The 21,562-nt window shown below is 69.0% G+C and carries 23 protein-coding genes and 1 tRNA gene; 13 read left to right on the top strand and 11 right to left on the bottom strand.

Features of this window, described 5'->3' with window-relative positions:
• The first annotated feature begins 3 nt into the window (after nucleotides 1-3).
• From J7E89_RS22715 to J7E89_RS42430, 8 genes are all read left to right on the top strand, one after another.
• Nucleotides 4-945 (top strand): type II secretion system F family protein, encoded by a 942-nt coding sequence (locus tag J7E89_RS22715; protein WP_214976210.1) that lies wholly within the window; start codon nucleotides 4-6, stop codon nucleotides 943-945.
• Nucleotides 942-1,856: a type II secretion system F family protein gene (locus J7E89_RS22710; RefSeq protein ID WP_214976209.1), complete on the top strand. Its 915-nt coding sequence runs from the start codon at nucleotides 942-944 to the stop codon at nucleotides 1,854-1,856. Before J7E89_RS22715 ends, J7E89_RS22710 begins: the two co-directional genes overlap by 4 nt.
• 38 nt (nucleotides 1,857-1,894) lie before the next feature.
• On the top strand, nucleotides 1,895-2,149 hold the full coding sequence (locus tag J7E89_RS22705; protein ID WP_214976208.1) for a hypothetical protein: 255 nt from the start codon (nucleotides 1,895-1,897) through the stop codon (nucleotides 2,147-2,149).
• 26 nt (nucleotides 2,150-2,175) lie between these two features.
• Nucleotides 2,176-2,622: a TadE family protein gene (locus J7E89_RS22700; RefSeq protein ID WP_214976207.1), complete on the top strand. Its 447-nt coding sequence runs from the start codon at nucleotides 2,176-2,178 to the stop codon at nucleotides 2,620-2,622.
• 1 nt (nucleotide 2,623) lies between these two features.
• Complete coding sequence (locus J7E89_RS22695) at nucleotides 2,624-3,070, top strand: TadE/TadG family type IV pilus assembly protein (protein WP_214976206.1); 447 nt, start codon at nucleotides 2,624-2,626, stop codon at nucleotides 3,068-3,070.
• Complete coding sequence (locus J7E89_RS22690) at nucleotides 3,067-3,522, top strand: TadE/TadG family type IV pilus assembly protein (RefSeq protein WP_214976205.1); 456 nt, start codon at nucleotides 3,067-3,069, stop codon at nucleotides 3,520-3,522. Before J7E89_RS22695 ends, J7E89_RS22690 begins: the two co-directional genes overlap by 4 nt.
• Nucleotides 3,523-3,691: 169 nt before the next feature.
• Complete coding sequence (locus J7E89_RS22685) at nucleotides 3,692-6,631, top strand: bacterial transcriptional activator domain-containing protein (RefSeq protein ID WP_214976204.1); 2,940 nt, start codon at nucleotides 3,692-3,694, stop codon at nucleotides 6,629-6,631.
• Between the two features lie 10 nt (nucleotides 6,632-6,641).
• Entirely contained in the window at nucleotides 6,642-6,923 is a 282-nt protein-coding gene (locus tag J7E89_RS42430) for a hypothetical protein (protein ID WP_214976203.1), read from the top strand.
• Here the strand turns inward: J7E89_RS42430 and J7E89_RS22675 are convergent.
• The gene (locus J7E89_RS22675) at nucleotides 6,908-7,135 is read right to left on the bottom strand and encodes a hypothetical protein (RefSeq protein ID WP_214976202.1); all 228 of its coding nucleotides are present in this window, start codon (nucleotides 7,133-7,135) and stop codon (nucleotides 6,908-6,910) included. The genes J7E89_RS42430 and J7E89_RS22675 overlap by 16 nt on opposite strands.
• 20 nt (nucleotides 7,136-7,155) lie before the next feature.
• Here J7E89_RS22675 and J7E89_RS22670 point away from each other — a divergent pair, with 20 nt between their 5' ends.
• The gene (locus J7E89_RS22670) at nucleotides 7,156-7,395 is read left to right on the top strand and encodes a hypothetical protein (RefSeq protein ID WP_214976201.1); all 240 of its coding nucleotides are present in this window, start codon (nucleotides 7,156-7,158) and stop codon (nucleotides 7,393-7,395) included.
• Between the two features lie 22 nt (nucleotides 7,396-7,417).
• On the opposite strand, the gene J7E89_RS22665 is transcribed toward J7E89_RS22670, so the two are convergent.
• On the bottom strand, nucleotides 7,418-7,918 hold the full coding sequence (locus J7E89_RS22665) for a hypothetical protein (protein ID WP_214976200.1): 501 nt from the start codon (nucleotides 7,916-7,918) through the stop codon (nucleotides 7,418-7,420).
• Nucleotides 7,919-8,577: 659 nt separating this feature from the next.
• Between J7E89_RS22665 and J7E89_RS22660 the strand changes: the two genes are divergently transcribed.
• On the top strand, nucleotides 8,578-9,018 hold the full coding sequence (locus J7E89_RS22660; protein WP_214976199.1) for a hypothetical protein: 441 nt from the start codon (nucleotides 8,578-8,580) through the stop codon (nucleotides 9,016-9,018).
• Nucleotides 9,019-9,250: 232 nt separating this feature from the next.
• On the opposite strand, the gene J7E89_RS22655 is transcribed toward J7E89_RS22660, so the two are convergent.
• Complete coding sequence (locus tag J7E89_RS22655) at nucleotides 9,251-9,568, bottom strand: helix-turn-helix domain-containing protein (RefSeq protein WP_214976198.1); 318 nt, start codon at nucleotides 9,566-9,568, stop codon at nucleotides 9,251-9,253.
• Between the two features lie 93 nt (nucleotides 9,569-9,661).
• Between J7E89_RS22655 and J7E89_RS22650 the strand changes: the two genes are divergently transcribed.
• Nucleotides 9,662-10,573 (top strand): hypothetical protein, encoded by a 912-nt coding sequence (locus J7E89_RS22650; RefSeq protein WP_214976197.1) that lies wholly within the window; start codon nucleotides 9,662-9,664, stop codon nucleotides 10,571-10,573.
• On the top strand, nucleotides 10,570-12,333 hold the full coding sequence (locus J7E89_RS22645; protein WP_214976196.1) for a hypothetical protein: 1,764 nt from the start codon (nucleotides 10,570-10,572) through the stop codon (nucleotides 12,331-12,333). The genes J7E89_RS22650 and J7E89_RS22645 overlap by 4 nt, the downstream gene beginning before the upstream one ends.
• A 258-nt stretch (nucleotides 12,334-12,591) precedes the next feature.
• Here the strand turns inward: J7E89_RS22645 and J7E89_RS22640 are convergent.
• From J7E89_RS22640 to galU, 7 genes are all read right to left on the bottom strand, one after another.
• Nucleotides 12,592-12,665: transfer RNA gene (locus J7E89_RS22640), tRNA-Ala, on the bottom strand.
• A 60-nt stretch (nucleotides 12,666-12,725) separates the two neighbouring features.
• Nucleotides 12,726-13,850, bottom strand: a complete 1,125-nt coding sequence (gene glpR, locus J7E89_RS22635) for a gephyrin-like molybdotransferase receptor GlpR (protein WP_214976195.1) — start codon at nucleotides 13,848-13,850, stop codon at nucleotides 12,726-12,728.
• Nucleotides 13,851-13,989: 139 nt separating this feature from the next.
• On the bottom strand, nucleotides 13,990-14,616 hold the full coding sequence (locus tag J7E89_RS22630; RefSeq protein ID WP_214976245.1) for a GNAT family N-acetyltransferase: 627 nt from the start codon (nucleotides 14,614-14,616) through the stop codon (nucleotides 13,990-13,992).
• Nucleotides 14,613-15,224 carry a molybdenum cofactor biosynthesis protein B gene (locus J7E89_RS22625; RefSeq protein ID WP_214976194.1) on the bottom strand — a complete coding sequence of 204 codons (612 nt, stop codon included), beginning with the start codon at nucleotides 15,222-15,224 and terminating at the stop codon, nucleotides 14,613-14,615. Before J7E89_RS22625 ends, J7E89_RS22630 begins: the two co-directional genes overlap by 4 nt.
• On the bottom strand, nucleotides 15,221-15,700 hold the full coding sequence (gene moaC, locus J7E89_RS22620; protein WP_214976193.1) for a cyclic pyranopterin monophosphate synthase MoaC: 480 nt from the start codon (nucleotides 15,698-15,700) through the stop codon (nucleotides 15,221-15,223). The genes J7E89_RS22625 and moaC overlap by 4 nt, the downstream gene beginning before the upstream one ends.
• A 62-nt stretch (nucleotides 15,701-15,762) precedes the next feature.
• A complete protein-coding gene (gene glp / locus J7E89_RS22615) occupies nucleotides 15,763-17,064 on the bottom strand; it encodes a gephyrin-like molybdotransferase Glp (RefSeq protein ID WP_214976192.1) in 1,302 nt (433 codons plus the stop codon).
• Nucleotides 17,061-17,972: a UTP--glucose-1-phosphate uridylyltransferase GalU gene (gene galU / locus J7E89_RS22610; RefSeq protein ID WP_214976191.1), complete on the bottom strand. Its 912-nt coding sequence runs from the start codon at nucleotides 17,970-17,972 to the stop codon at nucleotides 17,061-17,063. Before galU ends, glp begins: the two co-directional genes overlap by 4 nt.
• A gap of 147 nt (nucleotides 17,973-18,119) precedes the next feature.
• Here galU and J7E89_RS22605 point away from each other — a divergent pair, with 147 nt between their 5' ends.
• Nucleotides 18,120-18,650: a 5-formyltetrahydrofolate cyclo-ligase gene (locus J7E89_RS22605; RefSeq protein WP_308315570.1), complete on the top strand. Its 531-nt coding sequence runs from the start codon at nucleotides 18,120-18,122 to the stop codon at nucleotides 18,648-18,650.
• An 11-nt stretch (nucleotides 18,651-18,661) separates the two neighbouring features.
• Here the strand turns inward: J7E89_RS22605 and J7E89_RS22600 are convergent, their stop codons facing one another.
• Nucleotides 18,662-21,463, bottom strand: a complete 2,802-nt coding sequence (locus tag J7E89_RS22600; protein ID WP_214976190.1) for a penicillin acylase family protein — start codon at nucleotides 21,461-21,463, stop codon at nucleotides 18,662-18,664.
• Nucleotides 21,464-21,562 lie beyond the last annotated feature (99 nt).

Here is a 21,562-nt window from a genome sequence, read left to right as displayed (position 1 = left end):
TCGATGGAGCGACTGACGAGTATGGGCGGCATCTTCTCGCTGCCCGTCCTCTACATGATCCTGTGCGGCGTCGCCGTTGGCGGCGGCCTCGCCCTGCTGATCGTCGCGATCCGCGGTCTGCCCGTCAAACCCGCGCACGAGAAGGAGAAGGCGGGCGAGCGGCTCAGAGAACTCGTCGCTTTCGCCGGGCGGCGCGGCTCGATCGCCGTCGCTGTGGGGATGGCCGTTCTCCTCGTCACCCGTTGGACGGTGGCCGGCTTTGCCGCCGGCATCCTCGTGTTCTTCTGGGACCGGCTCTTCGGCGGCGCAGGCGAGGAGCGCGTCGCGATGCGCCGCATCGAGGCGCTGGCCGCCTGGACCGAATCGCTGCGCGACACGATCGCGGGCGCGGTCGGCCTCGAGCAGGCCATCCCGGCCTCCGCTCGCGCGGCGGCCCCCGCACTGCGCCCGCACCTGGAGGCGATGGTCGACCGGCTACGCGCTCGTACGCCGCTACCGGACGCACTCCAGCAGCTCGCGGACGAGATCGACGACGCATCGGCCGACATCATCGTCGCCGCCCTGATCCTCAACTCGCGGCTGCGCGGCCCCGGCCTGCGCGAAGTGCTCGGCGCGCTCGCCAAGTCGGCTCGCGAGGAGGTCGACATGCGCCAGCGCGTGATGGCGCAGCGTTCCAGCACCCGGCGCAGTGTCCAGATCGTCGTGGCCGTCAGCGTCGCCTTCGTTCTCGGTCTCGCCATCTTCAACCGGGAGTTCGTCGCACCGTACGGAACCGCGGTCGGCCAGCTCGTTCTCGCCTGCGTCTGCGGGCTCTTCGCCCTCGGGTTCTGGTGGCTGCGAAAGTTGTCCCGGATCGACACTCCCGACCGCTTCCTGGTCCGTGATGAGCCTGCGGTCCGGTTCGTACGTCCACAGAGAGCGGCGGAAGAGGTGGCCTCGCGATGACGACGACGGTAGTGCTCGGAGCGGTCTTCGGGCTCGGGGTCTTTGCGCTCGTACGGGCCCTCATGCCGTCCCGGCAGAGCGCGGTCGCACGGGTCGCGCAGATCGATGCGCTGCGGGCGCGCGGCGCCCACGCGGGCCGGGCCGCGGTCCAGGAGGACACCGGGAAGTTCGCCTCCACGCGCTCCCGGATCGGGATGCGGGTCAGCGAGTTCTACCGGCAGCAGGGATGGGAACAGCACTCTCTGCGGGCCGACTTGAACGTCCTGGAGCGCAGCTGGGAGAACTTCCTGGCGACCAAGATGCTCCTGGGAGTGGCCGGCCTCTTCTTTGGCCCCTTCCTCTTCGCCATCGGCTGGTCCCTGGGATTCGGCAGCAGTCCGATGATCCCGGTCTGGTTGGCCTTGGTCTGCGGCGCCGGCTTCTTCATGCTGCCGGACCTCGAAGTACGCAGGGACGCCGCAGACAAGCGGCGTGACCTGCGGCGCGTGATCGGCGCGTACCTCGACCTGGTCGCGATGAACCTCGCCGGCGGCCGAGGTCTGCCTGAGGCACTGATGGCGGCCGCTGACGTCAGCGATGGCTGGGCGCTGCGCCGTATCCGAGGCACGCTCGCGGACGCCCGCATCACCGGTACGAGCCAGTGGCAGGCGCTCGGTGGACTCGGCGACGAGCTGGGCATCGAGGAACTCAAGGACCTGTCGGCGTCGCTCGCGCTGGTGGCGGACGACGGCGCGAAGGTACGGGAGTCCCTGGCGTCCAGGGCCGAGACCATGCGCCACCGGGAACTGGCGGAGATCGAAGGCAGCGCGGGCGAGAAGTCGCAGTCGATGCTTGTCGCTCAGTTGTTGCTCTGTGCCGGCTTCCTCGTCTTCCTGATCTTCCCGGCCGCGATGCGCGTCTTCCAAGTCTGACCCCCCACCTTCCAGCATTCAGAGAGGAACTGCCTCCCATGAAATTCAAGAACGGCTTCTCCTTCAGCCACCCGGCCGTCGACTTCCTGGTCACCTTCCTCCAGGCCCGGGTGGAGCGTGCGCGCTCCGAAGAGACCGACCGCGGCGCCTCCGCCGTGGAGTGGGTGATCATTTCGGCGGTCGTGGTCGCGATCGTCGGCGTGGTCGCAGCCATCATCAACGTGGCGCTGAAGGACGGCGCCACCAAGGTCGGCAACTGCATCAAGGGCGCCGACGCCGGCAAGACCTGCTGACCGTACGTACGCATATGAAGAACGCTATGGGCGCACGCGCCCTGAGGTTCGTACGCCGCAGGGTGGAAGCATCTTCCACCCGCGGCGACTCCGGCATGACCGCGATCGAGTTCGTCCTGCTCACTCCCGTCCTGTTCTTCATGATCTTCGCGACGGTGCAGTTCGCGCTGTATTTCTTCGCCGACCATGTGGCCCAGGCCGCCGCTCAGGCGGGCGCGCGTGAGGCGCGTGCCGAGGCGGACGAGAACCCGGGCGGCTGGGAGGGCAAGGCGCGGGGTGTCGCCGACGGGTACATCCAGCAGCTGGGCCCGCAGTTGGTGCTCCGCCCGGACATCAAGACGCTCCAGCCGGAGCAGAACACGGTCGGGCTGGAGATCACGGCGGACGTGCCGTCGGTCTTCCCCGGCCTGAACCTGACGGTGCACGCGCAGTCGATGGGCCCAGTGGAGCGGTTCGTCGAGGAGGGCGGCTGAGATGCGGGTGCTGGTGCGGCGTGTACGGAACCACCTCCTGCGCCCGGCGTCGTCAGACTCGGACCGGGGCTTGTCCACCGTCGAAGTGGTCATCCTCGCCCCGGTGATGATCCTCTTCATCCTCGTGCTGGTCGGCTTCGGCCAGCTCGTCGAGGGCCGCGGCGCGGTCGACAGCGCGGCCCGCGACGCAGCACGCGCCGGCTCGATCCAGAAGGACTACGGCACCGCGATGGCCGAGGCGGTGAAGGCTGCGAAGGCGAACCTGACGGATGTCTGTTCCGGCCCGGTCGCGGTCAAGAAGACCAGCGATGGATTCGAGCCCGGCGGCTTCTTCACCGTCGAGGTCAGCTGCCGCATCCGCGGCCTGGCGATGCTGGGCCTGGACATCCCGACCGAGCTGACCGGCCGCTCGACCTCCCCGCTCGACCCCTTCAGGAGGGCGGCATGAGTCTGCGTGTGTGGCTGGATCTTCGCCGGGCCCGCCTCGACGACCGCGGCTCCGGCGCCGCGGCGGTCATCATCTTCGCATTCCTGTTCCTGACCCTGGCCGCCTTCGTCATCGACGGGGGCCTGTCCATCTCGCAGCGCGAGAGGGCCGCGGACATCGCGGAGCAAGCGGCACGTTACGCGGCGCAGGACGTCGACCGGGAAGCCCTGTACGTCGGCGAGGGCGGAGCCGCACCCATCAACTTCCAGAACTGCGATGCCAGGGTGAAGGCGTTCGCCCAGGAGATGGGCATGTCGGGCCCAGACATCGCGGCCTCGGGCTGCGTGGCCGCCGATGCCCAGCAGGTGGAGGCCGAGATCAGACTGACGTACAGCCCGATCCTCACCGGCATGTTCTACAGCGCGGACCTGACGGTGAGCGGAAAAGCGACCGCCGAGTCCGTCGCGGGCTGAGCGGGTCCTACCCTTTGCCCTCTTCCGAGCCGCCAAGTCGGGCTTACTTGGCGGATGGTGGGATTTTGACTGCACGGAAGGTCTCGGACGTCTTCAGAACTTCGACACTTGCAACGGCCACTGAGTAGGCTCGCTCCTCAGGTCTCACTCCACCCACAGGAAACCCGCCATGGCGCGTACCACCCCTGACTCGACCGCTCGGCCGAGGCCCTTGCCTCGTCGCCGCTCCTTCGGTGACCTCGTCAAGGCGTTCCTTGCGTTCCTCGCGCTGGCCGCCCTCCTTGTGGGCGTCCCCGGGGCGCTCGCCTACTTCGTGGGGTGGCCGCTCCCTGATGGGCTGCCGTCGCTGGAGTCGTTGCAGAGCGAGATCACCGTCATGGCCTTCGTGCATGTACTGACGGTCGTCGTCTGGCTTGCCTGGGCACAGTTCACCGCGTGTGTGCTCGTCGAGATGAAGGCCGCGGTGTCCGGAGTCGGGCTGCCCTCGCGCGTGCCGGGTGCAGGGCCGAGTCAGATGCTGGCGCGGCAACTGGTCGCCGCGCTGCTGCTCGTCGGGGCCACCGCTGCCAGCTTCGCGCCCGGAATCTCGCACCTCGGGCAGCAGATGGAGAACCAGCACAGGCCGTCGGTCGCGGCTTCCGCTCAGCAGACCCCCGGGCTGTTCGGGCAGGAGCAGCGGGCACAGACGGCCAATGCGCTAGCCGAGCAGGCCGCCTCGCAAGGGGAGCAGGCTGCCAATGAAAGTGGCAGGCAGGGCGCCACGAAGTTCTACCGGATCCAACCGCCCGAAGGGCGTCACCACGATTCGCTGTGGGAGGTTGCCGAGCGTCACCTCAACGACGGCCGCCGATACAAGGAGATCTACCAGCTCAACAAGGACCGGGTGCAACCGGACGGTTCCAAGCTGTCCCAGGCGAGTCTCATCCGACCCGGCTGGATCATGGAAATGCCCGCCGACGCACACGGCGGCGAGATCGTCGATATGCCCGACGAGGCGCCGAAGGTCTCGGAGGAGGTGCGCGAGCAGATCTCCGAGTACGCCAAGTCCGGCGACCACGCACAGGGGTCCGGCGGCCAGCAGGGAAGCGGATCCGTCGACACCGACACGCGCCAGATTCCGCTGCCGCAGTACCGGCCGCCCGCACCGGATCAGGAGCAGGGAGAGCAGCAGGCTCCCGTAGTCGTCGAAGCGTCGGAAGGCAGCTCTTTCGGGCTGCCCGAGGCCCTCATCGCCGCCCCCCTCCTCGCCGCCGGGCTGCTCGCCGCCCTCGGCCGCCGCCGTCGCGCCACGCTCTGGCAGTCCGCGATGAATGCCGTTGCCGGTGGGCGCGGCATGGAGCCGCCCACCCCCACCGGTGCCGCTGCTGACGTTCAGGACGCACTCCTTGTCGGGGCCGACCCCGAAGCCGTACGACTCCTGGACCGGTCCCTGCGCGCGCTGGCCGCGTCGCTCGGGGCCGAGTCCCGTCCGCTGCCCGTCGTGTACGCGGCCTGGCTCAGCCAGGGTGACTTGCATCTCCAACTTGCGCACCCCGCCGGGGCGCCGCCCGCCCCCTGGCAGGTCGGCCAGGACCAGACCTTCTGGCGACTGGAGCGGACAGACGCGGAGGCGTACGAGGATGTGGACACCGCAGCTCCGTATCCGGGCCTGGTCAGCATCGGCACTCTCGACGACGCGCGTCTGCTACTCAACCTGGAAGCCGTGCCCGGCATCGTCTCGCTGTCCGGCTCCGCGCAGGACCGGGCGTCAATTCTCGCCTCCGTCGCCGCCGAGCTGGCCACCAATGGCTGGTCGGACCGCATGACCGTCAGCCTCGTCGGATTCGGCGAGGAGCTCGGCGCCCTCGCCCCCACCCGGCTACGCCACTTCCACGACGTCGAGGCGATGCTGGAAGCCATGCAGGCCGAGACTGTGCAGCGACGCAGCGCCCTGGGCACGGCCGGGCACGACTCCGTACTCACCGGACGCACCGGCCCCGCCCAGCACACCCGCTGGGCCCCCCATCTGGTACTCCTCGCCGCCGACCCCACCGAGGCCGAGACAGCGCAGCTCGCCGAACTCGCTGTCGATGCCAGCCGACTTGGCATCGGCTACCTCATGGGTACGGGCCAGGAGAATGTTCCCGGCGCCGCCTGGGAACTGGAGATCACCGGCGATGGCCGACTGCTCGCTCCGCTGCTGGGCCTTGAGCTCAAGGCCCAGCAGCTTCCCCGGGAACTGCACGAGGCCGTCGTCCAGTTGTTCGTGGAGGCCGACCCGAGCCACGCGCCGGACGCGGCCGTCGGCGCCCGGCCCTTTCTTGTTGACATCACCGAACAGGGACGGCCCGCGGTGTACGCGCGCCTCGTCGGTCCGTACGAGATCATTGGGCTGGACACCCCGGACAGCGAGCGGAGCCCCCTGCTGCACGAGGCACTGGCGCTGCTCCTGCTGCACCGCGAGGGCGTCCACCCTCGTGTCCTCGCCTCCGGGCTGTGGCCGCGCGGCGCGACAGACGACGTACGGGACGCGCTCATCGAGCGGCTTCGAGGCTGGCTCGGCGCCGACCCTGACGGAACCCCGCGCCTGGGCATGGACGACACCGGACGGCTCAACCTGGCCCCGTCCGTCGTCTCAGACCTGGATGTGCTGCGCTCGCTGCACCACGAAGCGACCGAGGGCAGGGGCGCACACAGTGCGTCCCTACGGGAGCGACTGCTCACCGATGCACTCAGGCTCGCACGCGGACCGCTGCTCGCCGACCGGCCCGAGGGGCGCTACCGCTGGCTGACCCACGAGATCATCGACGCCCGGCTGCCCCTGCTTGTCGCGGATGTGGCTCTCTCCCTGTCTGCCCACCACTTGGAGAAGGAGCATCCGGAGCAGGCGGTCGGCGCGCTAGAGGCAGCCCTGTCCAGCTCCCCCACGGACGAGCGGCTGTGGAACGAGTTGCTGCGCGCCACGCACGCCATCGGAGACCCCGCGCGCCTGGAGGCGCTGGCCGCGACTCTCGTCGCCCGCAACCGCGAACTGGGCGGCGGGACAAGAGGGCTGCTGCCGCCGCGCAGTGAGGCTCTGCTCGACGAGCTGCTTCCCACTTGGCGCAGCAAACTGTCCGCCGCCAGCTGAGCCGCAGCTCATGTACGTCACGCTGATCCTGATCACCGCCTCGTGGAGCGGCGTGACGGGGCTGCTGGTCCCCCGGGCCGCGTACCGGTTCGCCGTCGCACCGGAGACGCCTTGGCGCGAGCACTGCCCGGACGGGCACCCGATCATTGGGCCCGCAGGCGGCTGGCTCGGGCGGGCACGGTGCGATGCGGACGGGGCACGGCACCGCGGCAGAGCAGGGCTCGACGCCCAGATGCGACAGCGCGGCCTCGGTCGCCAGCCGCCCCTGCCGCTCGTTCAGGTGCGGCAGTAACTCCGCGTACTTTGCGGCGACTTGAGCCAGAACTGCTTTCTCGATCGCCATACCAGATCAACGAGCCGGAAGGCTGCAAGCAACACCTTGTTCCCGAACAGGCTCATCTCCTGCGCAATGTCTTCGCGGTGATCCCCAAGGACTCCGGCGAGATGGCGGCCGCGACGATCCGCACGATCTTCGCTCAGCCCGCCGCCGAAGCCGTGGACCACACCTCGACACCGTCGCCGACATGCTCGGCCACCAGTTTCCCAAGATCAGGGCCATGCTCCTGGAAGCCAAGGAGGGCCTGACCGCCTTCGCCCACCCCCCGACCCCGACGCCCTCGAACGCCTCACCACATGTGCTTATCGAGATGCACGACGAATGGATCGCCTTCCCCCGCCGCTACCTCCCCGAAGGCAGCATGGACCGGATCTACTTCCGGACAAAAATCAGATCGACCCGCCTACACCACCACGGGGGGACATGACCCCGGAGAATCCGATGACCGGTCACGACGTATCGCGGTTGGATTCTGTCGTGCGTGGGATGGCGAACCAACCTGTCGGGTTCTCGATGACCATACGCTCGGACACCAGCCGCTTCAGCCTCGAACGGCTCGTCTCCGTCCTGGAGAGAGGCTCGCCGATTGCTGCGGTGATGTCGCTCACCTTCATGGGCTGACCGGCGCTCTCCAGCAGAGCCAGCATTTGTTTCCTGGCGGTCTCCAGGTCGAGGGGCCCGGAAGTTGGCTGCTGCCGCGTCGGCCTATCGGCGGCGAGGTCGGTCACAGCGTCTTCGTCAGACGTTGGCGGGGAGAACGGGCGGTCCTTCTCAGCGGATTCACTCGGGTCCAGATCAGTGCCACCGGACTCAAGCGACCGCAGCGTGTCGCGAGTAATCGTCAGGCGGGCAAGTCGCTCCTCGGCAACAGCAATCTTTTCGCGCAGGGCTTCCAACTCGCCACGAGTAGCGGCTTCTTCTTCGTCAAGCCGATCGAACAGTGACGTCATCGCCCGCCTCTGACCCTCGTTCGTGAGATTCGGGGAACGGACGCACAGCTGTGCCGGTCCCTTCCTGTCTCACCGTAGGGTATCCGCCAGGAGATCACAGGCGTTCCCTCACTTCGGGAGGGGTAACTCCCCTGCTTCCACCGTGAACCAGTCGCCGAGATGAGCGAACTCCTGAACGCCGCAGGCCTTCCCCCTGAGGGGTGGAAGCTGGAAACCCGTAGCCAGCCCTGGGGCCGGGTGCTTCAGGCGGATGGTTCGCCGCCGTTACTCCCCCTCTGAGGGTCTGACACCTCGCCTCCCCCGACAAGTCCTCAGCTTGTCCTTGCAGGTCAGGAGCCTTTCGGCTGTAACTCGGTGGTGCTGGCGTGTCCCTACGTCTGTGGAACCGTCGGGCGCTCCTGGCCGAAGCGGCAGCGTCTTGAAGGCACTTCAGGCAATGGTGGCCTCTCCTTTCTGGCGATGTTCAGGAATCCTTCCCGATCCTCCCCAGAAGCCCTCTACAGTAGGCACGCAACACGCGTGTGCGCCCTCAACCTCGCATGCCATCGCAGGAGTTCCCGAAAGAAGCAGCCCTACGCTGCTTCGCAGCCAGCGCACTTGTTGGAGGCACAGTGGCGCCAGACACACTCTTCCAACGCCTGGACCGGGAGGAGGGTGCCGTGCAGGAACAGATCCTTCAGGCCCGGAGACGAGCTGATGCGCTTGAGGGACGTCTGGAGGCTCTGGCGATCACACGTCGCACGGTTGCCGAACTTCTTGATGCTGAATCCGCCACTGACGGTTCAGACGATTCTGATCAAGAATCGCTTCTGGCCGGGGGGTCGCCCGAGCTTCCGGCACGAAAGCCGGCGAAGAAGGCCGGTCCCCGTGTAGGGCCTCGACAGGCACGGCCTTTGGGGCCGGTGAGCCAGAAGATCGTCACTCTCGTCGTCAGTGCGGATCGTCCGCTTCGCGCCCGGGAAGTGACTATCGCGTTGGGTCGCAAGAACCCTTCACGTACACAGGTGAAAAATACGCGGCGGGCGTGTAACAACCTCGTGGCCAGCGGCCACCTGCTCTTGCTCAACGGTGAGTACACCCGACCTTCGGGAGCCGCCTAGCGAGAGCGGCCACAGAGAGCAGCGAAGCTCGACGCCGGAAGGATCAGCCGAGTCGAGCGAGACGAAGAAGAAGTGGTGCCGCCGAGGGATCAGTCCCGACGGCACCTGCACACGTCGCACCTACAGCGGGCTTCAGCATGCGCTCACGAGGGTAGCCGAGCAGTCGGCCGCCCATGGCGTGCTGAGCCGAATTCGTCCTGCCCGCGTACGGCAACCGCGGGTCATCGGAGGTTCAGCAATGCCGCGATCCCGGTCCGGGAACTCCCGGGTACAAGCCGACCCCGAGCGCGTCCTCCAGACGGCTCAACGTGGCCACGTCCGGCCAGCTCGATCCGGCGAGGAGGTTGGCCACGGCCTGACGGTTGACGCCGCTGCGGGCGGCGACCGAGCGCAGCCCCAGCCCGTCTCGGTTCATTTGCCTGGTCAGAGCCTTAGCGATGGCCTGCACCACCCGCGCCTGGGCGTGGTCGGGGATCGTCGCCTCGGGCCAGTTCTCAGGATCCCGGGCCAGCTGCCGCGGCGGCACACTGCGGCCTCGTCCTCCGGTCATGCGCATGCGCTCCTGACAGTCGAAGTGCACACTCACGAGACAGGTGGCCACTTGTGTAGCCATTTCTCGTGGTGTGTTCCTTTGGAGACGGAAATGAGCGGCGCGATCCTCGGCTACCGGCCGTCGGAAGAGCCATCGGAGTGGCCCCTGGTCGCCGACGGTGTCCGCATGGTGGCCGCCGCGACCTGCGACTCCGTCCCGTACCCCGTGCCGAAACTGATGCTCGCGCTGTCCGGACTGGCCATGTACGCCGAACGCGTCGGGATCGCACGAGACCCGCTGGCCTGGCTGGCGCCGGAGGCCATGACGCGCTATCTGCTCGCACGCACAAAGCTCGAAGGCAGTTCCATCCAGACGTATCGGAGCATCCTGCTGCGTGTCCGCGAGGCTCTGCTTTGGCTGGAGTACGGGCAGCAGCCGACCCCCCGGATGAGGGCCAAGCGGAACAGGGCCGCCCCTTACACCCCGCCGGAACTCGCCCGCTACCTGATGTGGGCCCGCACACTGCCTCCCACCTCCGCCCTCGGCGGCAGCGCCCTGGCCCTGCTGGCCCTGGGCGCCGGCTGCGGGCTGGCCCGCCGCGAGGTGCTGGCCACCCGCGGCACCGACATCACCGTGCTTCCGTCCGAGGCGGTCGTCGTCGCCGTGCCGGGCAGCGACCGACTGGTGGTCTGCAGGGCGATGTGGGAAGAAGACCTCGCCGCGAGGGCACGCGCGGCCGGCGACGGGTACCTGTTCCTCCCCCAACGCCAGGTTGCCGACCCGAAGAACGGTGTCTCCAACTGGGCGAAGCGAACCCTGAGGGGTTCGTCCGGGCTCCCTGAACTGAAACTGGCCCGGCTGCGCAGCACCTGGATCGTTGAGTTGCTGCGCCAGCGTGTCCCTGAAGATGTCATCGCCGCGGCGGCAGGCATGACATCGACCGCCGCCCTGGCCCCCTACAGGGCATCGGTCCCGCCCCTCACATCTGCGGCCACCACCCGCATGCTGCGCGGGTCCACATGAGGACTCCCGCCGACGATCCTCGCTATCAGCCCGGCAACGGGCGCCCCCGCCGCCCGTACCCGCGTTCACACGAGCCGTCCGAGCTGCCCGACAGCAAGGTCCTGAAACTTCGCCGCATCCTGCAGCAGAGCGGCGTCGTGGACATGGTCGAAGCCGAGTTCGCGGGGCTGCCGGGCCCTGCCGGGTACCCCATCCGCCTGGTGCTGCTCGGCCTGGCCTGCGCAAGCTACGAGCGGAGCAGCAACAATCTCGACGACGCGTTCGAGCTCATCACCTTCGGCACCACCGAACGGCTGCGGGCCGAACTGTTCATCCCCACCTGCGACATTGAGGACCAGGACGCGGTCAACGCTCTGTACAACCGCTTCCACCGCGCCTGGACCCGCATGAACCGTCTGCTGGATGCTGCGCCGCACCAGCGCCGCAGCCGCCTGTCCAGAGCGGCGGGCCTGAAGGTGGCCGCTCAGTGGAACGGCGAGCGCGGGCAGTCGGCCCTGCGCCGCGTGGAAGAGCTCGCCAACCGGCTGGTCACGGCCCCGGTCCGCACCGCGTTCGCCAAAGGCCTGATGCGCCATTGGCGGGGCGACACGGCGATCGACACCACCTGCCTTCCCACCTGGGCCCGCCACCACACACGCGAGCGTTCCGCCTTGGAGGCCAGTGCCAACTGGCATTACAAGGGCGGCGGCGACCGGGAGTTCGGCTACAGCGCCACCCTCGCCATCGCGGCCCACGCCGACCCGGACCGGGCGGGCCGCTACCCCCAGCTGATCCTCGGCATGGTGCTGCACACGCCCGAGAAGGATATGGGCCGCCACGCGCACTACGTCAGCGCTGTTCTGGCCCAGCTCACCGAACTCCGCGGCTTCACTGCGGCCGACCGTGCCTACACCAAGCTGCTCCCCGACAACTTCCACCGCCCGATGCGCGCCCTCGGCTACATGCCAGTCCTCGACTTCACTGGGCCTCAGGTCACCTCCGCTAAAGCGGAAGGCCATCACCAGGGCGCGATCACCAAGGTGGGCCGACTGTTCTGCCCCCTCACCCCCCGCCCTCTGCTCGACCTCTACCAGCAGATTCGCAGCGCCAGGAACGAGCGCGAACGCATCCCGCTGCGAGAGCAGCTTCAGGAGATCGAGGCGTACACCCTCACCCGCAAGGACACCCCCGACGACCGAGGCACCGAGCGGTACGCCTGCCCCGCCACCAAGCTCAACTGCCCCTGGGCACAGGAACGGGAAGGCGCGGGCACACAAAAGAAGAAAGGCCCCGTACCAGTCGTCATCAACCTCGACGCCCACCGAACCCGCGCCGCGCATCCCGCTGCCCGGCCCACCGTCGAGCCCCCCGACCTCTCCCGCGACGAACGCCCCAAGTGCTGCCGCCAGTCCTCCGTCACTGTGCAAGCACATGTCATGCCCCGCACACGGCAGGAACTGCCCTGGCAGACGCCCTCCTGGGCTCTGGCCTACCAGACGCTCCGCGCTCACATCGAAGGCGGCAACGGACGCCTGAAGTCCGTCGACTCCGCCCTGCACTCCCGAGAGAGACGTCAACCCCGCGGCCGCGTCGCCCAGACGCTCCTGTCCGCCATCACCGTCATGGTCCACAACATCAAGGAGCTCGAGCAGTACCTGGTCGCCAGCAAGAAGAGCCCCATCACCGGCCTCGACCCCGAGCCGGGCGAAGTACTCCCGCCCTACCCCGCGGCCGAAGAGACAGCGCTGACCCGCCCCAGAAGCCTGAGCCGAAGCCCCTGAGCCGGCACGCATCCCGCAATTGAAGATCGACACGTCGCGAGACCGCAGGAGTCTGCCTCCATGCCTGCGGTCCCTGCGGCATGCTCGCATCTCCACCCCCGGTCGGTTCCGACGGGAGCCGCCCCGCTTCCCGGCGGCCCGGCAGGCTGACTTTCACACAAGCAGAGGCCCAAACGACGAGATCCCGTTCAGACGGTGACCGTCTGAACGGGATCTCGTGAACAGTTCGTGGGCTAACCCGCGAACGGCCCTTTGCGGTGGACCTGTGGGGATTTGAACCCCAGACCCCCTCGATGCGAACGAGGTGCGCTACCAGACTGCGCCACAGGCCCTTGCAACGAGTGAAACTTTAGCACCTCGATCGGGGTGCTTGGAAATCCGTTCCCCGCAGGTCACTCGTTGGCCGCCCGCGGCCGGTCGCCCTCTTCGTACTGGTCGAAGAGCGGCGTGCGCCCGCGGCCCCGGTCTCGGCGTGCCGGGTTCGCGCGCCGGCCTGGGGGCGGGTCGGTGGCGGGCGGGGATTCGGGGGCGGGCGTCGGCTCGGCGGTGCTGGAGCGGGCCGAGCTCCAGGTGCCCGGGTCACCGAAGTCCACGCCGGCGGTGGCGCGCGGGGCGACGGGAGCGGTGACGTACGTCGGCAGCGGGACCGGGACCGGGTCCCAGCTCTCGCCGCGCGCCGCGCCGCGCTCACGCTCGCGCTGCTGGTCCACCCATTCCGCGTGGTCCGTCTGCTCCACCAGCGCGCGCCGGCCCGCCTCCTGCGGCGAGACCGCGGGCGCCGGTTCGGGTTCCGGGCGTACGACAGGCTCCTCGTCCGGCTCCGCGGAGACCGGCCGGCGGCCCGGGTGCGGGCGGCGCTCGCGCAGCCGCTGCGCCGCCACTTCCGCCCTGCGCCGGTCCATGGTGAAGGCGAAGCGCCGCCGCTCGGTGGCCCGCAGATGCACGATGTACGTGCTCAGCAGTACGGCGGGCACGGCCGGCGCCCAGAGGAACTGGAGGCCGCCGACCGCCGCGACGATCGCGCCGAGCGTGAAGGCGAGGAAGAGGATCACGGTGGTGCGTCTGCGGCGCGCGAGGACCTTGGAGCGCCGGGCCCGTTCGGCGGCGGCACCGGCGGTGCGCGCCCGCCGTTCCTCCCGTGCGTGTTCCCGGGCTTCCTCGCGCGCGCCCTCCCGGGCACTCTCGCGCGCGCTCTCCCGTACGTCCTGCCGTGCGGCAGGGCGCTCGGTTGCTTCCGTCGGGGGCACGGCGAAGGCCCGGACGTCGACGGAACTCAATCGGTCCGTGACGGCGTCCGGGTCCGCGTCGGGCTCCACCTCACCCGCGGCGCGATCCTGCAGCTCCCTGGCATATCGGCGCTCCATTGCCGCCCGTCCGGACAGCAGCCGGATGGCGGTGCTGAAGCGTTCCGTCGGACGGGCTTCGTTGAGCTCGTCCTGCCTGCGGAGCCACATCGGCACCAAGTAGGCGGCCCAGGCCCCGACGATGACTGCGTAAATCAGGCCGCTGCTGCTCACACCCCACACCGTAGAGGGGTTCGCGCAAGGCCATCGGCCAATTGAGCCGGTGTGTCGCACGATCTGGCTGATAACTCGAACTTTTTTGTTACTGATCGGATCAACAGGCTGCTTTGCCGATCAATTTCGAACACTTATTTCATTTATGAGATGTGCCCGGTCGCGCCTGGTGCCAGCGGTTCAGCAGCCCCTCGGGGACTTCTTCCGCCGTGAGCGCGTAGACCAGATGGTCACGCCACCCGCCGTCAATGTGGAGATATCGGGGACGCAGCCCCTCCTCGCGGAATCCGAGCTTTTCCACGACCCTGCGACTTGGCGTGTTCTCGGGCCGAATACAGACCTCGATGCGATGCAGACCCACCGTACGGAAGCAGTGGTCGACGGCGAGGGCGACCGCCGTCGGCATCACACCGCGGCCCGCCACCTCACGGTCCACCCAGTAGCCGACGTGCCCGGAGCACATCGATCCCCAGGTGATCCCGGCGACCGTCAACTGGCCGACCAGCTGCCCCCGGCACTCGATGACGAAGGGCAGCATCCTGCCCGCGTTCGCCTCCGAACGCAGGTGACGGACCATCTGACGGTACGTCGGACGCTGGGCCACCGGGCCGGCCGGCGCGGGCGGCGGGATCGTCGCCTCCCAGGGGCGCAGCCAGTCGCGGTTGCGCCGGTTCACCTCGCGCCAGCTCCGCTGGTCCCGCAGCTTTATCGGACGGAGGGTGACATCGCTGTCCACCAGCTCGACGGGCCAGGATGAAACGTTCAGCTCTGGCTCCCGGGTAGCGGCGACCCGGAGCCGGAACCGGGGTGGTCGCCGCCCCGGATCTGGTCCACGGCGTGGAGCAGGAGGCGCTCCAGGACAGCGAGTCCGTCCCGTACACCGCCGGTGGAACCCGGCAGGTTCACGATCAGCGTCCGGCCCGCGACGCCCGCGAGACCGCGGGAGAGCGCGGCGGTCGGCACCTTCCCCAGGCCCTCGGCGCGGATCGCCTCGGGGATGCCGGGAATGTCGTAGTCCAGGACGCGGCGGGTGGCGTCGGGCGTGCGGTCGGTCGGCGAGATGCCGGTGCCTCCCGTGGTCAGGATGACGTCGTACGCGGCGGCGACGCCGGCCCGCAGGGCCTGCTCCACCGGGTCGCCGTCGGGGACGACCTGCGGTCCTTCGACCTCGAAGCCCATACCGCGCAGGCCCTCGGCCAGGATCGGGCCGCCCCGGTCGGCGTAGACGCCGGCGGAAGCGCGGTTGGAGGCCGTCACCACCAGGGCGCGGCGTGACGGCTCGGACCGCGGCGCCGGGGTGGGCTCGGGCTCGGCCGCCGGCTCGTGACCGTGGCTGTGGCTGTAGACCTCTCCGGCGCGCGGGGCGGGGCTCATGCCCGGCTCCAGTCGCCGGACTTGCCGCCCGTCTTCTCCTCGACCCGTACGTCGGTGATGACCGCGCCCTTGTCGACCGCCTTCACCATGTCGATCACGGTGAGCGCGGCGACCGTGACGGCGGTCAGGGCCTCCATCTCGACGCCCGTACGGTCCGTCGTACGCACGGTCGCGGCGATCTCGACGGCGTCGTCGGCGACCGTGAGGTCGAGCTTCACGCCGGAGAGCGCGAGCGGGTGGCAGAGCGGGATCAGGTCGGGCGTGCGCTTGGCGCCCATGATGCCCGCGATACGGGCGGTGGCGAGGGCGTCGCCCTTGGGGACCCCCTCGCCGCGCAGCAGCTCGATGACGCGCGGGGCGACAAGGACGCGTCCGGTGGCGCGCGCGGTGCGCGCGGTGACGTCCTTGCCGGAGACGTCGACCATGCGGGCCGCCCCCGCCTCGTCGATGTGCGTGAGCCGTTCGTGCGTACTCATTACGTGTGGCGCTCCCGGTCAGGGCCTGTGAGGGCAGACACGCTACCCCCACCGGGCCCCGGTCACCCGAGCAGGACCACGTCGACCTCCGTGCCGGGCTCCACCTCGGTGGTGTCCTCCGGGACTGTGATCAGGGCGTCGGCCCGGGCGAGGGCCGCGACCAGGTGGGATCCGGCGCCGCCGACGGGGGTGACGGTGCCCGCCTCCTCGTCGTACGTACCGCGCAGGAACTGGCGCTTTCCGGAGGGGGAGGACAGTGGCTTGTCCGCGCTCAGGGCCGCGCGGACCTTCGGGCGGTGCACGTCCTTGAGGCCCATCAGGGCGCGGATGGCCGGACGTACGAAGAGCTCGAAGGAGACGTACGACGAGACCGGGTTGCCCGGGAGGGCGAGCAGCGGGGTGTGCTCGGGGCCGATCGAGCCGAAGCCCTGGGGCTTGCCGGGCTGCATGGCGAGCTTGCGGAATTCGATGCCGCTGCCGGGCTCGTCCTCGTCGCCGACGGAGGACAGCGCCTCCTTGACGACGTCGTACGCTCCGACACTCACACCACCGGTGGTGACGATCATGTCGGCGCGGATCAGCTGGTCCTCGATGGTGGCGCGCAGCGTCTCGGCGTCGTCGGTGACGGCGCCGACGCGGTAGGCGATGGCTCCGGCGTCGCGGGCGGCGGCGGTCAGCGCGAAGCTGTTGGAGTCGTAGATCTGGCCGGCCGCCAACTGCTCGCCGGGCTGGACCAGTTCGCTGCCGGTCGACAGGACGACGACGCGGGGGCGGGGCCTGACCTTGACGGTGGCGCGGCCGATGGCGGCGAGCAGTCCGATCTGGGGCGGGCCCACGACCGTACCGGCCTCCAGGGCCAGGTCGCCGGCCTGGACGTCGCTGCCGCGCGCGCGGATGTGCGCCCGCGCGTCGACGGGGCGGTGGACGCAGACCTCGCCGGACGCGCCCTCGGGGGCGTCGCTCGCGGCGCGCATCGTGGCGGCCGGGCCGCCGCCCGTGCCCCCGTCGGTCCATTCGACCGGGACGACTGCCTCGGCGCCGGGCGGCAGCGGGGCGCCGGTCATGATGCGGGCGGCCTCGCCGGGGCCGACGTGAAGCGTCCGGCCGCTGCCCGCCGCCACGTCACCGATGACGGTGAGGACGGCGGGGAACTCCTCTGTGGCGCCCGCGACATCGCTCGTTCGGACCGCGTACCCGTCCATCGAGCTGTTGTCGAAGGGCGGCAGCGCGATCTGGACCGTGATGTCCTCGACGAGGACACAGCCCTGCGCGTCGGGCAGTTGCAGCTCGATGGGTTCGAGCGGCTTGACCGCGGCGAGGATGTCCTCAAGGTGCTCGTCGACAGACCAGATCGTGCTGCTCAAGGTGCCTGCATCTCCTCGGTCACGTAACTGCGAAGCCAGGTCCGGAACTCCGGCCCCAGGTCTTCACGTTCGCATGCGAGTCTGACAATGGCACGCAGATAGTCGGCGCGGTCGCCGGTGTCATAGCGGCGGCCCTTGAAGACGACGCCGTGCACGGGGCCGCCGGTTTTCTCGTCCTCGGCCAGGTGCTGGAGGGCGTCGGTGAGCTGGATTTCACCGCCGCGGCCCGGCTCGGTCTTGCGCAGTATGTCGAAAACGGCGGGATCGAGCACATAGCGGCCGATGATCGCGTAGTTGCTGGGCGCGTCGGCCGCGTCGGGCTTCTCGACCAGTCCGGTGACCCGTACGACGTCACTCTCGCCGGTCGGCTCGACGGCCGCGGATCCGTACAGGTGGATCTGGGAGGGGTCGACCTCCATGAGCGCGATGACGCTGCCGCCGTACTGCGTCTGGATCTCGATCATCCGGGACAGCAGGGGGTCGCGCGGGTCGATCAGGTCGTCGCCGAGGAGCACCGCGAAGGGCTGGTCGCCGACGTGCGGCGCGGCGCACAGGACGGCGTGGCCGAGGCCCTTGGGGTCGCCCTGGCGGACGTAGTGCATGGTGGCGAGGTCGCTCGACTCCTGCACCCGGGCGAGGCGTTCGGCGTCGCCCTTGCGGCCGAGGGCCGATTCCAGCTCGTAGTTGCGGTCGAAGTGGTCCTCGAGCGGGCGCTTGTTGCGGCCGGTGACCATGAGGACGTCGGAGAGACCCGCGGTCACGGCCTCCTCGACCACGTACTGGATAGCCGGCTTGTCGACGACAGGCAGCATCTCTTTTGGAGTGGCCTTGGTCGCCGGCAGGAACCTGGTGCCGAGGCCGGCGGCAGGGATGACAGCCTTGCTGATCCCGGGGTGCGACTGAGTCATGGTCAGAACGATATCCGTTGCGTATGGGGGGAAGATTAGGCTCCGGTCAATAAATTCTCATACGAGCCGTTTTGTGGAGCCGCTGTGGTGTGTGACGAGCCTGACAAGGCCGGGTTGCGAAGAGAACTCCTCGACATGAGATCCCGGATGACCAGGGATGACGTCGAGAAGGCCGGTGCGGTTCTGGCCCGTGTGGCACTGGAGCTGCCGGAGCTCGCGGACGCCGGGACAGTCGCCGCGTACGTCTCCATCGGGAGTGAGCCCGGCACGCGCGCGCTGCTGCACGCGCTGCGTGCGCGGGGCGTGCGGGTGCTGCTTCCCGTGCTGCTGGCGGACAACGATCTGGACTGGGCCGAGTACGAGGGCGCCCAGCGGCTCGCGCGCGCCCGGCTCGGGCTCCTTGAGCCGCAGGGTGAGCGGCTCGGCGTACAGGCCGTGCTGGAGGCCGATGCTGTGCTGCTGCCGGGACTGGCGGTGGACGGGCGCGGGATGAGGCTCGGGCGGGGAGGCGGATCGTACGACCGGGTGCTCGCCCGGCTGGAGGCGGCGGGCGCTCGGCCCCACCTGGTGGTGCTCCTGTACGACGAAGAGGTGGTCGCGCGGGTCCCGAGGGAACCGCACGACCACCCCGTGAGCGCCGTGGTGACGCCGGGCGGTGTCAGGCGTTTCAAGGCCTGACACCTCACGCCTTACGGCCTGAGTACCAGCTTGTCGGTGGTGCTCTTCTCGACCGCCTGGTCGCTGAACGGCCAGTCCAGCAGCTCGCCCTTCGCCCACATGTCGGTCTGGTCGGTGTAGTGGGCGCTGTACGCGTGGCCCGACGCGCCGGTGAGGTTGATCCAGCGGGACTTGTCGAGCTCGTTGAGGTTCACGACCATGCGCATGGAGGGCACCCAGATGACCTCGTAGCCGCCTGCCGCGTTCCAGCCGGTGGCGTTGACGGCCGCCTCGCCGCCGCCCAGGTTCCACGGGCCGCGGTTGAGGAGCGACTGGACGACGCCGGGGCCGCTCGTACCGAGGGTCTGGTTCTTGAGGTTCAGCTGGTGCAGGCGGCCCCAGCTCCAGGAGTCGATGTCCTTGCCGAGCTTGGCGGTCAGCTCCCAGCGGGCGTCCTTCAGCGCGCGGGCAAGCAGCTCGTCACGGGTGTCGGTCGCCTCGTCCAGGCGGTTCTTCGGCGCCTGCCACCACTCGTTCTTCTCGTCTCCCAGCATCTTGCGGACGACCTCGTACCACCGGTCGCCGCCGTCCGGCTGCGCCGAGTCCTTGGCGCGCCGGCCGCATTCGCGCACCCGCTCGTCGAGGTCGTCGACCGGGCCCGTGGCGTCGGCGGGACGCACGCTCAGGCACTGTCCCTTGGCCCGCAGCTCCTTGGGCAGCTTGTTGCCGAAGGAGAGCTTGAGGACGTTGCGCCACACCGCGTTGAAGTACGCGGCGGCCGCCGAGTCCGGCTCCTGGGTGTAGTCCCAGCCTTCGAGCAGCTTCTGCGTCTCGCGGACGTTCGGGTCCGACACGTCGATCTTCAGCAGGTGGGGGGTGAGCAGCTTGGCGATCTCACTGCTGTTGTCCATCTGCATGGTGCGCATGTCGTCGGTGGAGATCTTGCCGCCGTCGGCGATCTTCGACTCGATGAGGTCGTTGATGCGCTGGCTGCGGGCGCCGTATCCCCAGTCCTCGGTGAGGAGGTAGGGGTACTTCTTCTTGTCGATCACGGCCTGGTTGGCGGTGACGATGTAGCCGCGCTCCGGGTCGTACTCGTACGGCAGCTCCGCCTGCGGGATGAAGCCCTTCCAGCGGTAGCGGGAGTCCCAGCCGGCGGCAGGTGTGGTGCCGTCGCCCGCGTTACGGACCGGGATGCGGCCGGGGGCCTGGTAGCCGATGTGGCCCTTGGTGTCGGCGTAGATGAGGTTCTGGGAGGGGACCTCGAAGTGGGCGGCGGCGGCGCGGAAGGTCTTGAAGTCCGTGGCCCGGTTGAGCTCGAACACGGCGTCCATGGACTTGCCGGGCATCAGGGCGGTCCACTTGAGGGAGATCCCGTAGCCGGCGCCGCGGTCGGGGGCGGCGTTGGTGACGGGGGCCTTCTCGCCGACCTTCCCGAGCTCGTCGTTGCGGTCGGAGACCAGCGGGCCGTTGGTGGTGGAGCGGACCGTGATGGTCTTCGGATTGCCGCCGGCGACCTTGATGGTCTCCTCGCGGGTGGTGAAGGGCTTCGTACGGCCGTCGTAGAGGTAGCCGTCGTCGGAGACCTTCTCCAGGTAGAGGTCGGTGACGTCGGCGCCGAGGTTGGTGAAGCCCCAGGCGATGTCCTGGTTGTGGCCGATTATCACGCCGGGCATGCCGGAGAAGGTGTAGCCGGCGGTGTCGTACTGGCAGGTTTTGGAGAGGCTGCGGCAGTGCAGGCCCATCTGGTACCAGAGCGACGGCAACTGGGGCGCGAGGTGCGGGTCGTTGGCGAGCAGCGGCTTCTTGGTCGTCGTGTACTTGCCGGAGACGACCCAGGAGTTGGAGCCGATGCCGCTGCCGTTCGGGCCGAAGAGTGCGGGGATCTCGTCGAGGGCGTCGGAGATACCGGAGAGCTGGGACTGGAAGCCCTGGGTGGCGTCGGCGGCGTTGTCGGCGGTGCCTGTGCCTGCGGTGCCTGTGCCCACGCCCGTACCGGTGCCGGTGCCGGTGCCGGATGCTGTTCCCATTCCGCTGCCGGTTCCCTCGTCCGAGGTGGCTGACGCCTTCGGGTCGTACTTCTTCGTCGTCTCGTCGACCGCGCCCTCTTCGACGACCGTGTTGTTCCGGTCGTACGGGTAGGACGGGTAGAGGTCCTTGATCTGCTTCGCGCTCAGCCTGCTCGTCATCAGCGAACGGTCGATTTCGTCCTGCATGTTGCCGCGCAGGTCCCAGGCCATGGCCTTGAGCCACGCCACCGAGTCGACGGGAGTCCACTTCTCGGGCTTGTAGTCGTTCACGAAGCCCAGAGCGGCGTACTCGACGGAGATGTCCTTGCCCTCGCGGCCTTCGAGGTAGGAGTTGACGCCCGCCGCGTACGCCTGGAGGTTCTTCTTCGTCTCCGGTGACAGCTTGGTGTCGTACTCCTGCTGCGCGACCTGGCGCCAGCCGAGCGTACGCAGGAACGCGTCGGTGTCGACCTGGTCCGAACCGAACATCTCCGAGAGCCGGCCCGACGTCATGTGACGGCGGACGTCCATCTCGTAGAAGCGGTCCTGCGCCTGGACGAAGCCCTGGGCGCGGAAGAGGTCTTCGTCGGTGTCCGCGTAGATCTGCGGGATGCCGTAATTGTCGCGCTTGACGTCGACGAGCGCCGAGAGGCCGTCGATCTCGATCGACCCTGTGGTCTGCGGGAAGGAGGCGCGCACCGTGCTGATGCTCCAGTACGTGCCGTAGCCGACACCCGCGACGAGGGCCAACACCAGCACGATCACGATCAGGCGGGCGCGACGCCCCTTCTTCTTGCCGGAAGAGGCGGTGGTGTTGGCGGGCATCGCTGTCCTTCGAGGGGCAGGGTGGTCCTTGAGTGCTGGAGCAACCATAGGCGCAGCGCTCAGGCGGCCTGGACTCGGTGCCTCCAACGGCGATCGTAC

It is taken from the genome of Streptomyces sp. ISL-100 (assembly GCF_018614615.1).
Lineage (GTDB): Bacteria > Actinomycetota > Actinomycetes > Streptomycetales > Streptomycetaceae > Streptomyces.
Note: the sequence above shows the minus strand (reverse complement) of the source record. Positions and strands in the feature narration are given on the sequence as shown.